Genomic DNA, 19,231 nt, shown 5'->3' on the forward strand with positions numbered 1-19,231 from the left:
TTTTGATGCTTTTATATCCATTTTCAGTATACTCACATCGACCAGCATCAAGCTCTCAATATGGGTAAAAAGCTGGGTAACCTCGGTTCGATAAATAAGTTACCCATGAAAACAATAGAAAGGAGCAAGGATTATGGCTCTAACCGATGTAAAAGTACGTAGCGCAAAGCCTCTGGAAAAGATGTATAAGATTCCAGATAGCGGAGGATTAGTTCTTCTGGTTTATCCGAATGGTTCCAAGTATTGGCGCTTACGCTATCACTTCGGCGGCAAAGAAAAGATGTTCTCACTGGGTACCTACCCTGATATCACCCTTGCAGAAGCACGAAATCGACGGGATGAGAGCAGGAAGCAGATAGCTAACGGTATAGATCCTAGCGAAAAGAAGAAAACCGCGAAAACTAAACAGGCTAATACGCATACCTTTGAAGAAATCGCCAGAGCTTGGCATAGCAGCAATAAAAAATGGATACCAGCTCATAGTGCAAGAGTCATTAGAACCCTTGAATTAGAGATTTTCCCTTCAATTGGTAATAGTTATATCGCAGATTTAAAAACTTGCGACCTATTAGCCCCCATAAAGAAGGTGGAGCAATCAGGTCGATTAGATGTTGCTGCTCGTTTGCAACAACGAACTACGGCAATCATGCGCTATGCAGTACAGAACGGCATTATCGACTACAACCCAGCGCAGGATTTAACTGGTGCTATCGCTACCGGCAAGAAAGTCCACCGCCCTGCACTTCCTTTCGATCGAATCCCTGAACTACTTACACGTTTAGATAATTACCAGGGAAGATATTTAACCACTCTGGCAGTAAAATTAACCTTACTTATTTTTATCCGTTCCAGCGAACTTCGCTTTGCTCGTTGGTCAGAGATCGATTTTGAGCGGGCTCTTTGGACAATACCGGGAGAACGTGAAGAGCTGGAAGGTGTTAAACACTCACATAGAGGCTCAAAGATGAAAACAACTCACCTTGTTCCCCTTAGTAGACAGGCCATGGAGATCTTAAAGCAGATACATCAAATTAGCGGTGACCACGAGCTTATCTTTATTGGCGACCATAACGCCAATAAACCAATGAGTGAAAATACGGTAAATAAGGCTTTACGAGTGATGGGCTATGACACCAAGACAGAGGTATGCGGTCACGGCTTCCGTACTATGGCCTGTAGTGCATTAATTGAGTCTGGATTGTGGTCTAGGGATGGAGTTGAACGGCAGATGAGCCATCAGGAGCGTGACAACGTCAGAGCCGCTTATATACATAAGGCTGAGCACTTAGACGAACGCCGGTTGATGGTGCAGTGGTGGGCGGATTATCTGGATGAGAATCGGGTGAAGGAAGTTAGTCCGTTTGAGTTTGCTAAATTGACTAAACGGACTGGCTAGCAGCATACTAAATTTTATCTGAATATTAGAGGTGGCGTGTGCTGCCTCTTTTTTTTGTTCATATTTACTAAGTAAGAATAAGATACCTTCAACTCAATCTAAAAGAAGAACAAATTATACTTGAATAATTGATGACTAATCAGATCTGAACGCCCCTCTGGGGGCCCTACTATTCTATGCACTGTTTAGCTGTAATAGTTTTTTATCGAACTCAATGCACACCTGAGGGATAGTCGCAATACAACCAAAACAACGCTTTGAAAATAACAAGGTATCCTTATGAACTGTTTTACATATAAAAAATAAATAAATCATTAAAACCAAAGCGTTAGTTTACTGACCAAGAAAGCTCGAAATATCAATATAGATATAGAGGTTATGTTGTTGATTGTATAAGATACTGTAAAACATAAATAAGAGAGCATTAAGCTATGGGTTCACTCACGCTCAGGAAAGCTTTAAGCGTGCTGGCTAAGTCATCTTCATTTGCAGTAACTACGGTGACTAATCGGCAAAGGGATATATTTGACGAATTAAAAGATCAACTCTTTGTAAAACAAGATATTGAGACAGCTCTCGTTAAGTGTATGGACTCTCTAAAACAAGGCGAGATCATCTTTCTTTGTGGTAGTAGTGGCGATGGCAAATCAGAAATCCTAATTCGTTGTCGTGAACGTTTTCAACAACGATTGCACTTCCATCTTGACGCAACCCATAGCTTTGCACCAAGACAATCAGCAATTGATGCATTGGACGAACTTTTTGATAATCATAGAGAGGATGGACGCCCTCTAGTTATCGGTATTAATACAGGGATGCTAGCAAATTATGCAGTGGAAGGCGCTGAACAGCATCGAGTTATTCGCTCAGCGATTGAATCATTTTTATCAGAAAAATTAACTGCTAGTAGCCCGTACATTAAGGAAATTTATAATTTCTTTGATTTTGAACACTATCCAAAATTTCGTTTTGATGAGGAGAAGAATTATTCACGGTTCATCAAAAGTCTACTGCAAAATCTGACAACAGCTGATAGTTCAAACCGGTTTTATGCCATTGCCCGAAACGACGAACAAGCAGGTATAGAGCCTAAAGTTACTGCAAATTTTAGGCTCTTAAGTGAACCTTGTGTTCAGGACGTTCTAATAACCCAACTTTTTAAATCTAGATTGATAAGAGATCAATTTGTTACTACCAGAGCTTTATTAGACCTGCTACATCATCTACTACTCGGCCCCGGTTATTTATTTGATAATCTATTTGTAGGTGAAGAAAATGAACTAGTTCGGAAGATCTCAGGCTTTGATCCAGCTCGGATACATACTCAAGAACTCGATCAGTTTATATTAAGTTATGAACTAGGTTTGCCTGATTCAGAACTTGAAGATTTTTTGGTAATGCTCAAGCAGAGACACATAGAGTTTAATCGTCAACAACCTCATCAAGCCCATGCTTCCTCATTAATTCGCCTTTTCTTTTTATTGCGAGCAGAATCATTAGGTAATAATTACCATCAGAGATTTGCTCGATATTTTGACGAAACACTACTGGAACGTTATGCGCAAATATGGCATTTGCACATGAATTACACGGGTAACACTGAGCAGAAAAAATCTCTACGCCGATTTTATGTTACAGAGTTGATTTCAGGAATCCAGCGGTATGCAAACCGTAAAGCCCCCGAATTAATTACACGAAAAGATGAATTATTTTTAGGTGAGTTCGGCGGTATAAAAATAACGGCACCTGTCGAATTGAAACCCGATTTTGATGGCATCCTACGTAAAAATTCGACCAATAAAACATGCTTTCAAGCTCATCTAAAAATTGGGGAGCATTCATTGTATTCTATCAATATCAGCATGAATTTATTTGAGTTGTTGGACAAGCTCAATCATGGCTACCGGCCAAATAAATACGATAAAAGTGCCATTGTATTGTTAGATGAAATGGTTGAACACATCACTAAACTGGCAAAATCTAGCTCCGAACTCCGCTTTTATGATGAAGGACAAGGTGTTTATACCGCCAAATCTGATGATGACATAATTACCATTAGTGGTTTAGGCGGAGTAGCATGATATATCCAATTGCAGAAAAATTGATAGTACGCCGCAACCTATTAGATAGTTATTTACCTGTTCGCAATGGAAATAATGATTTTAACTGGGATGTCGTAACGGGTTTTATTTTAAGTCATGCGTTACGCCTGCAAATGAAGATGTTTGACTTGGATCAGTTTAAAGAAAAATGTGAAGAACATTTTACCTCTCAATTAGATGAACCCAACTTCTGGCCTGTACTAGAACGCATGTATTTCACTAATAAAGATATTCTCCGTGTATCACCTCTTTTTTTATTATTTCATGCGCAACAGTTTACTGGCTCGGGTAAATCCAGCCTAGGCGCAGCAAACTGGCGATTAAGTTCTATTTTTGCCAGCTTAATGGGGAATTTTCACCTGCAACAGCCAATTCAGGATCAACTCAACTTTATTGAACAACAGATGCTGGATGAACTAAAAGACAATCTTCAGCCATTTGAGAAAAACCCCTTTATTGATGAGCAGCCCTATTTACCTTATCTGGCTAAATGTTTTCAGGACGATCTAACTTTTCTATCAGAGCATCCCCAATACCTATTACAAGAATTGGGTAATACACTTCGTTTATATGCTTTTACCTATTGTACCCAACTAGCACTAAATTTGGATGACTGGCAAAGAGGTCAACCTAGAAGTAGAGGCCTATTTTTTATTCTTGATACGGAAAAAGCCAGTTCAGAACGAGAAAAAATAAAACGCTTTGGTTATAAGGTATTTGCCAATAACAGCAAACGATTATTTCCTATTCTATCCATGCTTGAAGTGCTGCAATGGGACAAAGAAAAGAAACGGCCATTGTGGCAGGTCTATCAGGACACGTTAGCCTATCCTGATCAAGGTTCTGTTTTAGAAAAACTCAATGAATATCTAAATCAATTTATTCAAGACCGTGCTCTTAATCCTATTGATAAACCAGCTATGGATGTTGAAAGCGTTTTCCGTCAATTGCAACAAGTGGCTGAAGAGCAGTTCAATACTGAGCAATCCGACCGTGCTGACGTAAACCGTAAATATATCAAAGAATTAGAAAATAATATTTGTAGTGACTTTATTCAGCTGCGTGGACGAGCAGGAAAGGTACTGGTCTTAAATCAAGATCGCTTACTTTTACTCACGAATCTAACTATTGGAAAAAATAAGAAACTAAGACTCCATGAACTATTGTGCGGTTTTAAACAACGCGGGTTTTATTTCGATAACCAATCCACACAAACACTGGTTACGTTTTATGAACGTATGGGGAATGTTGAACGAATGAGTGATAGTGGAGACGCTGTATATGTCCGTAAAACTATATGAAACCTATTTAGCCCAGACATTTATTGAATGGGTTAGCCGTGATATTCAAGCCGGGGAACGATATGACTTTAAATCCCCAGATGCCAATAATGCATTAAAACTCTATAAGGCCTTTGTTGAGTTATCCGGTGAAAATTCAATAATGTTAGCTGAGCAGAATTTCCATTATATTCTGTGTAATGACATCCGACTTATTCCTGTATTACATGGGGATAGTGAACCAGCATTTACTGAAAATTATATATCCCATCTACGCGATCAATTTTCTAATAGTGACGAATCATTCAAAGATGTAGCATTGCTGATTATTCATAACAGCATGTTAGATACTTTGCTTAATAGTGCAAAAGACGTCGCAGCATCAGGGGCAATTTGGCATCCTGAAACCTTCAGTTGCAAACTCAAAGAGTTAATTATGCCTGGTCGTAAAGATTATGCATTATCTTGTTGTTTGCTTGAAGACCAACTAGCGATAACGCTTGATGAAGGAGCTACGGTTTTTAGCTTTGCACCATTATATCCTCTCTTAGATGACGGTAATCTTGACTTCACTGAATTAGAACTATTTAAAGATGATGCGCTGTTGGACTTTGATAAAGAGCAGCTCCGAAACCGACTAAACGAAAATCGTAAACTTTATAGTTCAATTACAGAAAGCGTTGAACGATATAGCGACCAACTAGAAAACGTACTGTCTGAATTTAGCCCTAAATTTATCCAACAACATTTCGTTGAAAATGACGACTGGCGTTCACTTGATTTTTCCGTTTATCGTGAAGAAATAAAAACCAACAATGAACAAAAATTAGTTCTGGATGATATTTCAATAATAGATGGCATTTTGTGGCAACGAGCAAAAAGCTCTACAAAGGCAGGACAACGTGATTTCAGCTTACTAATACAAGTCCCTCAAGGGCAACAACAAGCGGAGTTATCATTTACCTTCATTGGTAATGACTTACAAGATAAGCAAGTAAGAATTGCACATAACAACAAACTAAAGAAACAGCGCTTATGGCAAATAAGTCGTGCCGGTGGAAAATATTCGCGAATGAAAGTAGCCGTACCATTCGATGGACATCCCTGTTTCTTTAGTCTTGAATTAGTCGATCGAGGAAACCGTGCTGAAGAATATAAATTTCGTCTATTAATCGTCCAAAAAGGCAGTTTTTGGTTAGAAGATATTAAGCATTGCTACCGTATAGAGCCAGGAAACGGACGGCTAACATTACAATTAGAAGAAAATAAATTACGTATTGCACAATCCGGTGATGAAATTTGTACGTTAGATGAAAACATCAACGACATTGACTGTTCACAATACGCGCAATTAGATTTTGATACATTAGCAAATGAGTCTGAACTTATTGAATTCACGCTACTTTCAGGAGAAGACCGCCTACGTTTCAATATTGAAGGCTTAAGTGCGGAAGAAGTTCTGACTTTACCACTACTATTTGATCAAAACCGCATATCCAAGCTTTTCCGGGAAGATGGACATGCCGAATATAATCGAACTAAGCAACGCATCATTCTTGATAACACAGAACATCGCATCGTAGGTGTCCGTCTGCAGCTACTAGAGCTGGAAGCTACAATGGTAGAACAACAGCTTCTTTATGTTGGTAAAAATCACCATTCTTTTACACTTAACGACATACAAACTGATCATCCAAATTTATATCATGCCTACCAAGAACTATTTGCTTATTATCAACGTTATAACTCTTTGCCTAGTCTAGTTTCATGGTCAGAAAGCTACTGCCTATTAATCAACAAGGTATTGGTAGCCTATGAACAAGTGCTACTAAATATTGCGCCTTATCAGGTACTCAGTGAACAAGATAAATCACTGTTACGCTTAGGTACTTATTATCATGAAGACCCTGATTTTTTTGAACATAGAGAACGTCTTTCACCTTTGCATCCACTGATTTTGGCTTATCATCTACAACTAGTAGAAGCTATCAGAGCCGAATTTAAGCAGCATTCATCAACATCTTTTGCCGAACTACCCGACATAACGTTGGATCGTTTAATCGCCTCAGGACTAATGCCATTTGTTTATCACAGTGAGCACGAATATGCTCAACTACAACCCGTTGCTGAAAACCGCTTCTGGATTGATATTGTACCGCAACGAGGTATGAGCCATGACTATGTGAAACGGTTAGTCAAAGATAAGCTTAATGAATTTACTGATGCGTATGCTCGGCTATTTTATGGTGCGGGTAATAGTGCTCTAATAATTAATGCAATCAATCAAGGGAAAGCTAAGGAATTATTTATAGGTTTAGTGGATTATTTTAAACAAGAAAAAGAAAACGCGACACCAATACACGTTAACTGCTATGACGAACATCTAATACAGAATACGTTTGATGATTTTGCAGAAAGCGGGTCTTATGAGCAGCTAAAAGATAACTTAGGCCTGAATAGTGGCGCGTGGCGAACTGATGCTGATATGCTAATTGACCTAATGCGTAGTCGCCTAACCTTCAGCAAATTCACCACTCCACCAGAAAATGAAAAGCTAGCTTATGCTCATTTAGCATTTTTCAGTAACATTGCGCCTGTAGATTGTAGAAGTATCAATATAGACAAAGCACCAAGTGGAGTCTTATGTCATGGACTCATCGCTGGAGAAGGTTCAGAGACACAGTCTGATGCCTATTTTACCGCCTTTGGCTTACGGCAAGTAAATACTGAGCCTTATTCAACTTTACGGCTTGCGAAGCTATTAGGAACCTTATGGCAGCCGGCTCGCCAGAGCAATAGCCAATACCAAGGTCAAAGCCTAGGGTTGGCGGTTAGTGCCAACTTCAAAGAGTTATTAACCCGGTCTTATGACAGCTCACTTTGGACTACCATAATAGACCCTAAAGTCACTCTTGATTTTTTCACCAACCAAAAAGGAGTAGTGCTTATCCACTACTCCGATCAATACACCAGCTGTGCTGGGTATGATGCAGTCACCGTAACTAAACAGGTAAGCCTGTTTAAACAATTACTCCAGATGGAAAACACCGAAAAGCAGGAAAGTAAAATCGATGGTGAGCAACTACTTTCTGAATTTAATGCTTTCAATGGTGAGTGGTTACTGAGAATGTTGCGCTCCAATGATAAAGAACGCAAAGAAAAGCACGGCATTATCGGTGCCTACAAATTTACACAAGCAATGCTACGCCATTCCGATATTTGCTGGATCCCACTTTCCGTAGCTGAGATGATCCGGGTATCTGGCAACGTAGGGCTTAGAATGAAAGAAAGCGAGTTCTCTCGCCAGTTACATGGTTACCGCAAAGGTGCCATCTCAGATGATGTTCTATTTGTTGGTTTTAAGGATGGCAAGCTATTTTTACTCCCCTTAGAAGTTAAGACCGGAGTTAGACCTGATTATAAATATGCAGGTCAGCAAGCCCGCGAACTAAAACGTTATTTACAGCAAGATATTCTGGGCAAAACAACGTTAGCATCACAGCTGTATCGCGCGTTATTTATTCGCCAGATATTAATGCAAGTAGAGAAATTGCAGATCTATGGTGTATTAAATAGTTCAGCTCTTGAACCGTTCCTTGCTAATCGCGAATGGTGGCTGACAGGAGAATATCAACTAGGTGAATTACCGGATTATATTAACGGTATTGTATTGGCACATGTCAGTAACGGCAGCTGTTTTGAACCATCCTGGAAAGAAACCGAAGATCGAATCTTACAGATCGAGCTACCTTATACGCTACTTTCATCCTTAATTGCAGCACGAACTAATACACAATGGGAAGTGCTAATGGAACGCTATCACGTTCCAGAGAAATATCAGCTTAAACCTAACAGTGAAATGAGTGTATTCGAGGCAAAACTTGATGAATTATTGGCAGTGCTAGAAATTGAACCGATTTCTGAGTCAGTGCAAGTTAACATTCCAGTAGATAAAAGTGAATCGCCGCAACCAACTGTAATATCTGATGAGCCACTGCAGGTATTATTTGGCCACGAGTCATTACATCAAACCCCTCTTTATTGGGAACCAACGAATACCGCCAAATTTATGAATACCAATACCGGCATCATTGGCACAATGGGTACTGGCAAAACACAATTCACTAAATCAGTGGTTACACAACTTATACGTAGCCAACCAAATAATGTTGCTGGAGCGCCTATTGGTCTACTCATTTTTGACTATAAATCAGACTATATAGATGAAGCGTTTATAGCAGCAACTGGAGCAAAAAAATATCGCTTGTCTTTACTACCTTATAATCCGTTATCTCTATTTGGCGATATGCCTATGCTACCGAGGCATACAGCGATGGGATTCGCAGAGACGATGGGCCGAGCTTACAATTTGGGTGTTAAACAACGAATGAAGCTCATCACCCTAGTGATGGAATGTTACGAAGCTGCTGGAATTTCCGCTAAAGACAGTTCTACATGGGGCTTAACAGCTCCAACAATTGAAGATATCTGGCAACGGTATATCACGCAGGATAAAGTCGAAGAAGATTCACTGTATGCAGCTCTATACAACCTTGCTGATTTCCAGATTTTTGAAACAAACCCAGAGAATATGGTGAGCTTATATGATTTGCTCACTGGCGTTACAGTTATTGAGTTGTCTGGTTATTCAGAGGAAATTCAAAATCTAGTGGTAGCCCTAACTCTAGATTTGTTTTATGCCCAGATGCAAAAACGCGGCAAGCCGATAATCCAAGGCGATTACCGCCAGATGACAAAAATGATTTTGGTTGATGAAGCCGATAACTTTATGCGTCAAGACTTCCCTAGTTTACGTAAAATTCTTAAAGAAGGCCGTGAGTATGGCGTAGGAGTAATTCTATCTACACAGGAGATCACTCACTTTAAGACTGGGGATAATAATTACGCCTCTTATATTTTGACCTGGGTTATCCACCGAGTATCAGAGATTAAAAATACCGATATTAAGGCGGTATTTAATGTTGATGATAAGAATGAACAAGAATCATTAATGGGCCAAGTTCGACAATTAGATAAGCATTTTAGCCTGTATATTGATGGTGATAAGAAGGTGAAGAAAATGCGGGATAAGGCATTTTGGGAGCTATAAATGACTATTGTTAACGCGATAAAATCTGCTTTAGCTACTCTAGGTAAACCATCAACATATGAAGAGGTTTATCAAGAAATTCTCGATAAGAATCTATATGAGTTCGGAGCTAAAAATCCTAAATCTATAGTAAGGGGAAAACTAAGAATTCATACTTCAGGATTAAACTTTCCAAGTGCAAGTCAGCGTAAGTTTTTCAAAATACATTCAGGAAAAGGGAAGGATGCTTTATATATAAATTTAGATAATACTGTTTTAGAGGAAGTTGATGTTTCTCAGTTACCAACTACCACTCTAACAAAAATTGATAAAATATGTTTTTTATTAAAAAATAAAATAGAAAGATTTGTAGCTAACAAAGATGCTCATACGATTACGTTGTGCGAGTGCCGTTGGATGCTTTTCGGTTCTTTTCTTCCTATCATTGTAGACTCTATATTTAGGGTTTGGTGCTTAAAAATAACATTACTCTCTGCTTTATCTGAAAATATAAAAGGTGGAGAGGTATTTCTATTTACATCGGCACTAATTACCCCTTTCTTTTTCTTTTTAGTTAAAAACTTATCAAGTAATAACAAGGAAAATGAAGAACTTCCTTATATAGGATATATATTTGCTTTAACTATCGTTTCATTGGTAGCCGGGTTGGGTGCTTTTATTTATTACAGAACCGGTGCCATTTTAGCAACAAGTGAGCAAGGTAGGATGCAGGATATATTTTCAGCCAGACTCGGCGGATGGGCATGGGCAATATATTTCGCTTCTCTTTTAGTATGGTATTACTCTGCATATATGAGTAATAAATCTGCAAAAGCATATTCTAAAATAAGAAATTCTCAGGCTGATAAATTGTCTGAAGAATATAGTGAAGTTAGGGAGTAATTAGATGAAATCCATAAAAATAAAAGCATTGAAAGTCTCTCAGCCTATTGGTGAGTTTTATTGTGGTAAAATTAAAGCTAGTGATCTAGTCAGAATCACTTTTTCAGATGTTCGGCGTATGTCTGACTCAGAAAATCGTGAACTTGATGATTATATTGGCATTCAACGTCCATTAATTGAGTCTAGAGTTAAAGCCATTCGAAGTTTCATTTCAGGCGTTGACTCATCCTTTCCGAATTCAATAATAATAGCAATGAGTTCTGATAATGTTTCTTGGAATGAAGATAATGGTGATTTTATTATTACACCTAATGATGATGGTGATTTTAATAAACTAGCCAAAATATTAGATGGACAACATAGGATTGCTGGGTTTGATGAAGACAATGTGACATTTGTAAATGAAGTTGGAGAAGAATCAGAATTCGAATTATTAGTTACAGTTTTTGTTGATGCTGATATTTCAACACAAGCAAATGTCTTCTCTACAGTTAATTTGGCTCAAACTAAAGTTAATAAGAGTTTAGTCTATGATTTAGAGTCTTTAGCTTATTCCAGAAGTCCGGAAAAAACTTGCCATGATATTGCAGTTCTTTTAAACAAAGAAAAACAGGGCCCATTTGAAAAAAGAATCAAGAGATTAGGCGTCGCTACACCGAAAGTATTGAATGAGACGCTAACACAAGCAGCTTTTGTGGAAAATCTTCTGAGATTAATAACATTTGATGCAAAATCAGATCGTAACTATTTCTTAGCTAAAGAAAAAGGAGGGAAAGCTTCCAAGGATTATAACCTTGAAAAAATTGATGAAAAAAACTTTATTAAATATCCGTTACGTAAGAGTTTCATCTCTGAGAAAGATTCCGTAATAGCAGCAAATGTATCTAATTTTTTCAGTGCAGTAATGTCCCTCTGGCCAAATGCGTGGGAAAAATCAAATAAAGCATCATCTTTAAATAAAACCATAGGATTAATAGCTCTTTTTAGAGTTCTAAAAGACATTCTGTCTTATATGAATGAAAGATACGGTGTCAATGCTTTAAGGATATTATCAATAGACGACTATTATCAAATAATTGATGGTGGAGATCTTGATGAAGAAGAATTCATGCAATTAGATGCCGTATCTAAAAGCGCTAAAATAATCTATGACATGATTTGTGATAACTTAGCACTTTATGAAGATGAAGATGAAGATGAAGATGCTTAATAACTAGTTACTAATTGCAAAATCGATTGCTCTTTTGAGCAATCGATTTCTGCATTTTATCTAGCTAAAGGCTATTTACTAATTGCGTCAAACTACGATAATTCCTTAATGCTGCAATCCCATCTTCAACATGCGCTGCCCACACCTTCCCCATTTCCTTATCTTCCATCTGAGGGTAAAGCATTTTTAATAGCAGCTCCGTAGTCTGTAGAGTTTCACCCAGCCACGTAATTTTATCCAATACTAAAGAACCATCCAATTTCTTATTATCCCGTTCAGGTGAATAACGAAACTCAGTTTCGACTGAACGAAAAAATGCTAAACGTGCTGCAACATTGGGGGTGATTCCAGTATAACCTTTCAATTTTCTAAGTTGTTCTTCAGTCTGACGACTGAGCTGCATTCTATTCGGGAGCATCAAACCGCCTCCTTGGTTAATTCCCAGAAATAGCCGGGTTTTAAAGATGATGATTTAGTGTTCGCATTAAAGACAATCTCATAAGCATGCGAAATATCATCACGCAGCTGATCAACAAAATACCGCTCATCCACTTCAGTATCAGTAGACAACAACACTACCTGATGACTAGCATACGGAAAATAATGATTAATCAATTTATCTCGATGCAGAGAATCTAAGCGGCCTAACGGAGTATCAATAATCACCGGCAGGTCACGCCCAGAAGTTTTTGCCAGTGCTTCAAGAATGGCAATTGCGTAAATCTGTTTTTCTCCAGCAGAAAGCAGCTTACGATTAATGACAGAACCTTTCTCATCTACTAACTCAACGTCAAACGTCTCCGGATTTATATGCGAGTAAAGCTGTAAATCTTCTTTGCGGGCTAATTTCCGATAGGCCATTTCAAAATTAGTCGACAGTGTTCTAACCCTAGCCTGAGTTAGTACCTCACTGTAGCGATCAAGCAAATTAATCGTCTCTTGTGCGTTCTTAAACGCACTACTAAAACTATGTTGATTCCTCGTGGAATCATGCGCTTTTTGTACCTGACGAACGCAGTCTAGCTGTTGCTGTTTAACCTGTTTAGCCTGTTCCAGCACAGTACGATATTTTTGATGCTCAGTTTCTCGTTGTCGATCGAGATCTCGTAGCTTCTCAAAAATATCAAGCAATTGATCGTCTTCCGGTGCTCGAGCGATATTGGCCGCTGCCTGTTCTAACTGTTGTTCAATATCAGTAAGCTGTTTGCGGTAAAGATCAAAGCGCTCCCATGCTTTTTTACTATCTTGCTCGATGGACTGCTGTAACATGCCAACTTCACGTTCAGAGATATCAAACAATAAATCGCCTTTAGGTTTAGTCGACATGTAATCTTTCAGGTTGTCGGCAATTGCCTCCGTAGCAATAACTCTGGTACTACTCTCACTGCTGGAACGTAAAGCAATATCATTTCTTAGCTGAGCTAAAAACTGATTTAGCTCTTTCTCAAAGCTCCTCGCCTGTTTGATCTGTGCTTCATCGGCAAGTTTCTTTAGTAGCAAAGATAATATGGTTGGAGCTAGTGCATAGGGTAATGAACCATCACATTCATGGCGTAGTGCTTTCTCCAACCGATCCTTATCTTTTAACAGCGTTTCGACTTTTTGCTTTTCCTGTGCTTTAGTCCGGGCAAATGCCCCCCCCTGCGCATTCAGCATGCCTTCATAACGAGTAATATCTTTAGACAGAACATCAATCCGCGTTTTCGTAAAATCTGCTTTTTCCAGCAGAATTTCTGCCTCACTAGCTAACGTTTTAATTTGCGTCTCTAACTCTGCGAGATGATGTTGCTGAGAGCCTTCTAGCTGGTTAGATTGCTGCCGCTTAACAAATATTACTAAGTCATTACGTAACTTATCAATCAGATCCAACCCCAACAAACGGCGCACAGCAGTGCGTAAAATATTCCCGGATTCATCCTCAGCTAACTCAGCTATTTTCTCACCATCAAAAAAGAACAAATCGGCAATACCATGAGGAATTAATTCATTAAGAAAACCCTGGCACTGCTCATAATCCAGTTCACTACGAGGTTGCCCATCTTGTTGCAATGAAAGCTGGTCCTTTTTGCCTCTTTTCCAGCTACGCGTCACAGTAAACTCTGATTCCTGTCCGCCTTTATTGTAGGTAAATGTCAGCTCTATTGCTGCATCTTCCGGACGTTCGGAGGTATCGACACCGTTATGGATTAACTCACTGAGTTGGTTAATATAATCTTGCTGCTGAGTCGCAGAGCCAAATGCTAATCGACCGTATAGTGCCAACCGGATTGCTGACAGAATAGAAGTTTTTCCCGCACCGTTTAAACCACCAAACAATACAATTGGACGAGAGTTATCTTCATAGTGTCGTGTTCTAGGCGCTAAATCGATAGTATGAGAACCATTGAATACCCGGAAATTATGTAGCACCAGTTGTTTAATTAGCACGTTCGTTTTCCTCACTGGTAAATACAGATATTTCACCGGCATTGATAATTCTGCGTTGTAAATCCTGAAGTTCCTTCTCCAGTTTTTCAACCCCTTCCTGATGCACATCCCGCTCGTTACGCTTCTGTAACGTTGCCTGCTGTTGCTTAATCTCTTCCAGACTACCCCAGTCTTGTTTCAGGATCGTACTGAGCTTATCAAATATCCCCTGACGGCGGCTTAATCCTTCCATTGAGACTTCCAGTTCAATCAGCTTCATTACCATTTCAGGCACAACGTCGAAACTTTGAGCAATCTGCGCAAGTAAGTCAGCATCACTGGCATCAAAACGTGACTGGTCATCTACTATCCAGTCTAAATCTTTCTGATATACCCCACGATAAATGCCCGGTAATGCATCATACCAGTCAGGCTCATTCGGATCTTTTAACCATTCCTGACGGATAGCGTGCAGCTCAGGTTGAGTAATTAGCGTGATAGTATGACCTTGCGCATTCATGTCACGCTCTATTTCCAGTAAGTCTTTCAGCCATTGCTGCCGGTATTTCATCCAGTAAGGACCTGGAACATGCTTACGTTCAGCGTTAGTGTCTTCACCATCTTTGGCGTACTGATAACTAACCTTGCCAGTACGGCGCTTATAGTTACGGAAAGTATCTTTATTTACCGGATCGGTAGTAAATGCCAGCAGATCACGATATTTCAGCAATGGAGACATCCAAACTTCACCATTTTGAATCAGGCTTTCCATTGCTTTATCTTTGGTGACAACGGTACAAGTCCAGCAGCCAAAACGTGAGTTACCACATGATGGGGTGCTATCATCAATCACCAGCGGACATTCACCCTGCGCTGAAGAATCCATATATAACGTCCATAAAGGGCGATTATTCCCCCCCACGGGCTTTCCCACTCATCAATATCATCAGGTGCATAACGGAATGCGCCTCTTAACAATTTCCATACGTCTTCCACATCCCAAGTATCAATCGGCGTGTAGATAAAGGCATTAGATAGTGTTGTGTGTCTGGCAAGACGTGAACCGTCAATTTTATGTTTAGCTATAACTTGTGCACGAGAGGCGCTTTCACTGCTGCGTGAACCTAACACCACAATTACTTCATCAAACTGACTGACTTTATCTTTAATAAAATCGCTTACAGGATTGATCTTCATTCGCTCAGTGCACCAGCGGAAACTGCGTGTTGGCGCAGGATAACCTTTACCTAACAGATTTACCCAAAATGTTTCATGCGTTTTAGGTGTGACAGCATGCTGTGTTATTGGTAATCCGTCACGTTTTGCACCAGACTCAATTTGCAACATGGTTTTCTTAATTAAGTCCACTACTACCGGAGTTTCTACTAGCGTATCGGATGAGACAACAAATACATCCTTTTGCCGCATTTCGGGAGGAAGACCTAACAATGCCAAATATACTAATGTAACAACTGCAGAAGAGTCTTTGCCACCACTATAACCAATTACCCAAGGCCGTTTATCTGCACAATAGATACGTTGAACCTCTGACACATACTCAAAAAGAGGACGGCCAGCAAAAGACTCTTCATTGATGAAATCTTCGTAATCACCCAAATCATGGGCTTGAATCAATTTACTCATGATACGACCATTTGTGCTTCGAGCTGTTGTTCTTCAACGCTGAGAGGCAGCATTAAAGCCTGCTTAAGTGCATTGCAGGTAAGTTGAATAGCGGTGGTTGATTTGCTCAGCTTACCATGTAGCATTGCCCGTTTAACCCACTCAGGATTAGTCTTACGCCAATTTATCTCTTTTAAAAGATTTAGTTGCTGTTGCCAGTGCTCTGGATACTCAGCAAATAAACTACGCCCAAGCAACCCTAAAGCATGTAAACCAATTCCATGCGCGTGTAAATATTCTTGGCGAAGATGGGCTGGAGAAACTTCCTTTTTAACGGCCATTTGCCAATCGGGCATGACTTTATAAATTTCTAGCCAATATTGACTTGCCAGCTCTTTATCTTTATCGGTACAACCGTCTTTTGGACCATGTCCAAGTAAAGCTCGTGTTGCTTGTTTGATACTGCTTAGAGTGAAAAGTTTGTTAGAAAGCATAGATATACTAGATTTCTCCAATTCAGTAAGGCCGATAAAAGGCTCAACATAATTGGCAAGGTAGCGAGCTAGTTCAGACCCCATATCTCTATGATCATAAAGGGTCGCTAATGATGGGCTAGGTTTTACCGCATATTTATTAAGATCGGCAAACATCTGCTGGCTGCGTTTTAAGCCTTCATCAACAAAAAATAGAACGGGAATATTGTCTTGCCCTAAATCTGGTTTCTCTTCTAAAGCTTGTTCAATCGCTTTACGCCGATGTTGCCCATCATTGATTAGAATCTGTGCGTCCATTGGAACTCTTAAAATTCCAAGATTATTCGAACCAGTATGCTCGACAAATTCAACATCAACTGCGATCGATGCAGTTAAAGCAGAAAAGACATATTCTTTTGGATTATCAAGCAAATAACGAACCATTTCTGGAATTCGTGTTTTATTTAATGTTCGCTGTGCTCTAAGTTCAGGAGGAACTTCTGTCTCATCAAAACTAAAAATTTTGGGTATGATACGCATAGGGCAAGTTGCTATATAAAAAGGCCGCCCCGCTTGTATTCCCCGTACAGCAGGAAATGAGTAACAGTACTCTGTATCAAAATTAGCCATTGCCATAACCCACTGAGATGAAATCTCATTAAACCTAGTTACGTTATATTTTACGTAATTTACGATAAAATACCACAAAACGTTATCCCTTACGTCATTAGGTCAAAGGTGCATCATTAAGCATGTCTTCAAGTAAAAATACAAGTTATAGTAAATAATTCTTATTTATTATAATAAGTTATAGTGTATTGATAGTACTCTGTCATTAAACATTGATCGTCAAAAACAATCGATACTCAAATCCCGATCGAAACAAACGATCAATCAGTGATAGGAAACCTGATAGATTAAAAAAAACAATAAATCTTCAATCGATTCAGGATTAAATCTCATGGCTCTCAGTATTTACGTTCCGATCATTCGTAATAATAGCGAAGGATTAACATCAACTAACCCGTTGGCTTTAATGCTTACTCAAGACGTTGCCCTGAATTACCTGCTAAAGCATGCGCAGATGTGTCATCCCAATGAGGCACTGACTTACCGTATCGCTCGATATGACTTATTGGAAGAGCTAGCTTGCTTTACCTATATCGACCAGACCCACTATCAGGTAGTGATGGTTGATGGGCAACCCGACAGCCTAGAAACCATTCTCAAGCAGTAACCCCATGAAGAATCTCAATATAGAAAAGCATTCGTCCCATACAGTTAACATAATAAGATAAAGCCCGTGGATAGGGTCTACTATCATTTAGCTTCTGCATCCACGAGTATTTGGCGAATCATCATCGGTTCTACACCAGAAGAATCAATTCTAAAGCTAGAGCTAATCCGGCTGGCAATCGTTACTTGCCCCACAACATTATCGTTGTAGCGTAACACTACAGTCTTCCCAATTTTTATCTTAGTAAATGTTGATAATTGATCTGCACACTCTTAATTTAACCGAAAAAAAACACCCTCACGGCCAACCAACTCTGGCTCAACTTTAGAAACTTCCACGACACAATCTGTCGGAATGAAAACTGTTTCATCACCGACAGAAAAGGAGATATCTTCAATCTTAGCTTGCGCACTACTCGCGATAAAAATAACAAAAATTAATACAACCAAACGCCCTTTCATGAATTCACCTTCCATTCCTTCGTATATTCGACATATCAATCCAACTCCTGAGAAACATCACCCCATCAGCATCAATGTCTTTATATTGAGATTGGATTATCTGGCCAACTTGAATAGAAAGCAAAGAACAGATATTCCTCAACTAGGACTTGCAATTCCGGATGTTGAGTCAAATAACTCAACATCAATGCATTGAGCGTGACAACAGATTGCCTTAATACGGTATCAATATCTCCGCTCAATAACGCATGAAAGCAGACTAATGCAAAACGTTCCCGTTCTGAAGCCTCCATCAGCGTTGATGATAATTGAGAGACTGTGTGCTGTAACTCACTCAGCCCCAAGCGATGGCACTCGTCATTAAAGAGCTCAACGAATGGGGGGACTTGCGGATAGTGTTCCAACGGACTTTTTGTTCGTGTTATTGCGGAACCTTGTGTATAAGCGAGTCTTCGTGGATGGTGACGGATGATATTTTCCTTTATCAACACCTTAATAATGAGTTCAGGAGCGATTATCCCGCTTGCTCGAGTACCTTCAATACTATTGAAACCACTAGGTAGCTCACAGAGTACAATCTGGGTCCAACGGCGTAATCGATTCACTTCGGGTTCTAAATCTATAGCGACATCAGTGTATTGATTAAGCCGGCTTTGAGCCTCTATTTTTAATATCATTAATTGACCTAATACTGCCGGATCAATAAAACGGTTCTGTCGGGCAATGTAATGTCTGAAAGCATACATATTGCAGGTCTGAGGACGTGCGGCTACCGGCACATCCGTGATAAGTGATGATGTCATAATAGTCTCACGACGATAGGATTAAACAGGTAACCCTTTGCGCTTTCGGGGATAAGGCTTCGAATAACACCATCAGGGTCGTTTAATATAAGCAAAAAGTGGATAATCGGGTGCGAAGGTATGGCGATAGGGGTTCTCGCTCAGCGGTGACGGCGAGACATCAGGTCTGTTGATATCCGATACATAAAGATGGTTGTAATAGTAAAATTTTACTTTGCGATAAGATTACCGGTCATCAATGAGGGAGC

12 protein-coding genes and 1 pseudogene are annotated in these 19,231 nt (G+C 39.5%); 7 read left to right on the forward strand and 6 right to left on the reverse strand.

The features are described 5' to 3' along the window. Nucleotides 1-133: 133 nt before the first annotated feature. From HYN51_RS12225 to HYN51_RS12250, 6 genes are all read left to right on the forward strand, one after another. Nucleotides 134-1,396, forward strand: a complete 1,263-nt coding sequence (locus HYN51_RS12225; protein ID WP_108900284.1) for a tyrosine-type recombinase/integrase — start codon at nt 134-136, stop codon at nt 1,394-1,396. Nucleotides 1,397-1,827: 431 nt separating this feature from the next. After that, nucleotides 1,828-3,477 carry a DNA phosphorothioation-dependent restriction protein DptF gene (gene dptF, locus HYN51_RS12230; protein ID WP_108900285.1) on the forward strand — a complete coding sequence of 550 codons (1,650 nt, stop codon included), beginning with the start codon at nt 1,828-1,830 and terminating at the stop codon, nt 3,475-3,477. Beyond that, entirely contained in the window at nt 3,477-4,799 is a 1,323-nt protein-coding gene (gene dptG / locus HYN51_RS12235; RefSeq protein ID WP_108902052.1) for a DNA phosphorothioation-dependent restriction protein DptG, read from the forward strand. The genes dptF and dptG overlap by 1 nt, the downstream gene beginning before the upstream one ends. Continuing rightward, nucleotides 4,780-9,888 carry a DNA phosphorothioation-dependent restriction protein DptH gene (gene dptH / locus HYN51_RS12240; protein WP_108900286.1) on the forward strand — a complete coding sequence of 1,703 codons (5,109 nt, stop codon included), beginning with the start codon at nt 4,780-4,782 and terminating at the stop codon, nt 9,886-9,888. Before dptG ends, dptH begins: the two co-directional genes overlap by 20 nt. Then, nucleotides 9,889-10,770, forward strand: a complete 882-nt coding sequence (locus HYN51_RS12245; RefSeq protein ID WP_108900287.1) for a hypothetical protein — start codon at nt 9,889-9,891, stop codon at nt 10,768-10,770. 4 nt (nt 10,771-10,774) lie between these two features. Beyond that, nucleotides 10,775-11,980: a DGQHR domain-containing protein gene (locus HYN51_RS12250; RefSeq protein WP_108900288.1), complete on the forward strand. Its 1,206-nt coding sequence runs from the start codon at nt 10,775-10,777 to the stop codon at nt 11,978-11,980. A gap of 64 nt (nt 11,981-12,044) precedes the next feature. Here the strand turns inward: HYN51_RS12250 and dndE are convergent, their stop codons facing one another. From dndE to dndB, 4 genes and pseudogenes are all read right to left on the reverse strand, one after another. Then, nucleotides 12,045-12,398: a DNA sulfur modification protein DndE gene (gene dndE, locus HYN51_RS12255; protein WP_108900289.1), complete on the reverse strand. Its 354-nt coding sequence runs from the start codon at nt 12,396-12,398 to the stop codon at nt 12,045-12,047. Continuing rightward, nucleotides 12,398-14,407 carry a DNA sulfur modification protein DndD gene (dndD, locus tag HYN51_RS12260; protein ID WP_108900290.1) on the reverse strand — a complete coding sequence of 670 codons (2,010 nt, stop codon included), beginning with the start codon at nt 14,405-14,407 and terminating at the stop codon, nt 12,398-12,400. The genes dndE and dndD overlap by 1 nt, the downstream gene beginning before the upstream one ends. Beyond that, nucleotides 14,397-16,030, reverse strand: a pseudogene (gene dndC / locus HYN51_RS12265) (DNA phosphorothioation system sulfurtransferase DndC). Before dndC ends, dndD begins: the two are co-directional and overlap by 11 nt. Continuing rightward, nucleotides 16,027-17,112 (reverse strand): DNA sulfur modification protein DndB, encoded by a 1,086-nt coding sequence (gene dndB, locus HYN51_RS12270; protein ID WP_108902053.1) that lies wholly within the window; start codon nt 17,110-17,112, stop codon nt 16,027-16,029. Before dndB ends, dndC begins: the two are co-directional and overlap by 4 nt. Before the next feature lie 331 nt (nt 17,113-17,443). Between dndB and HYN51_RS12275 the strand changes: the two genes are divergently transcribed. Next, complete coding sequence (locus HYN51_RS12275) at nt 17,444-17,719, forward strand: hypothetical protein (protein ID WP_108900291.1); 276 nt, start codon at nt 17,444-17,446, stop codon at nt 17,717-17,719. Nucleotides 17,720-17,991: 272 nt separating this feature from the next. On the opposite strand, the gene HYN51_RS12280 is transcribed toward HYN51_RS12275, so the two are convergent. Together HYN51_RS12280 and HYN51_RS12285 are read right to left on the reverse strand one after the other, a co-directional pair. Continuing rightward, entirely contained in the window at nt 17,992-18,180 is a 189-nt protein-coding gene (locus tag HYN51_RS12280; RefSeq protein ID WP_157953039.1) for a hypothetical protein, read from the reverse strand. Nucleotides 18,181-18,260: 80 nt separating this feature from the next. After that, on the reverse strand, nt 18,261-18,983 hold the full coding sequence (locus HYN51_RS12285; RefSeq protein WP_157953040.1) for a hypothetical protein: 723 nt from the start codon (nt 18,981-18,983) through the stop codon (nt 18,261-18,263). Between the last annotated feature and the right edge of the window lie 248 nt (nt 18,984-19,231).

Source organism: Limnobaculum parvum, from assembly GCF_003096015.2.
GTDB classification, from domain to species: domain Bacteria; phylum Pseudomonadota; class Gammaproteobacteria; order Enterobacterales; family Enterobacteriaceae; genus Limnobaculum; species Limnobaculum parvum.

What these genes read in the sequence shown, in the direction of transcription:
- HYN51_RS12275 (WP_108900291.1), top strand. Translation starts at nt 17,444, where the DNA reads ATGGCTCTCAGTATTTACGTTCCGATCATTCGTAATAATAGCGAAGGA.
- dptH (WP_108900286.1), top strand. Translation starts at nt 4,780, where the DNA reads ATGTCCGTAAAACTATATGAAACCTATTTAGCCCAGACATTTATTGAA.
- HYN51_RS12285 (WP_157953040.1), bottom strand. Translation starts at nt 18,983, where the DNA reads ATGACATCATCACTTATCACGGATGTGCCGGTAGCCGCACGTCCTCAG.
- HYN51_RS12225 (WP_108900284.1), top strand. Translation starts at nt 134, where the DNA reads ATGGCTCTAACCGATGTAAAAGTACGTAGCGCAAAGCCTCTGGAAAAG.
- dndE (WP_108900289.1), bottom strand. Translation starts at nt 12,398, where the DNA reads ATGCTCCCGAATAGAATGCAGCTCAGTCGTCAGACTGAAGAACAACTT.
- HYN51_RS12280 (WP_157953039.1), bottom strand. Translation starts at nt 18,180, where the DNA reads ATGAAAGGGCGTTTGGTTGTATTAATTTTTGTTATTTTTATCGCGAGT.
- HYN51_RS12245 (WP_108900287.1), top strand. Translation starts at nt 9,889, where the DNA reads ATGACTATTGTTAACGCGATAAAATCTGCTTTAGCTACTCTAGGTAAA.
- dndB (WP_108902053.1), bottom strand. Translation starts at nt 17,112, where the DNA reads ATGGCTAATTTTGATACAGAGTACTGTTACTCATTTCCTGCTGTACGG.
- dptF (WP_108900285.1), top strand. Translation starts at nt 1,828, where the DNA reads ATGGGTTCACTCACGCTCAGGAAAGCTTTAAGCGTGCTGGCTAAGTCA.
- HYN51_RS12250 (WP_108900288.1), top strand. Translation starts at nt 10,775, where the DNA reads ATGAAATCCATAAAAATAAAAGCATTGAAAGTCTCTCAGCCTATTGGT.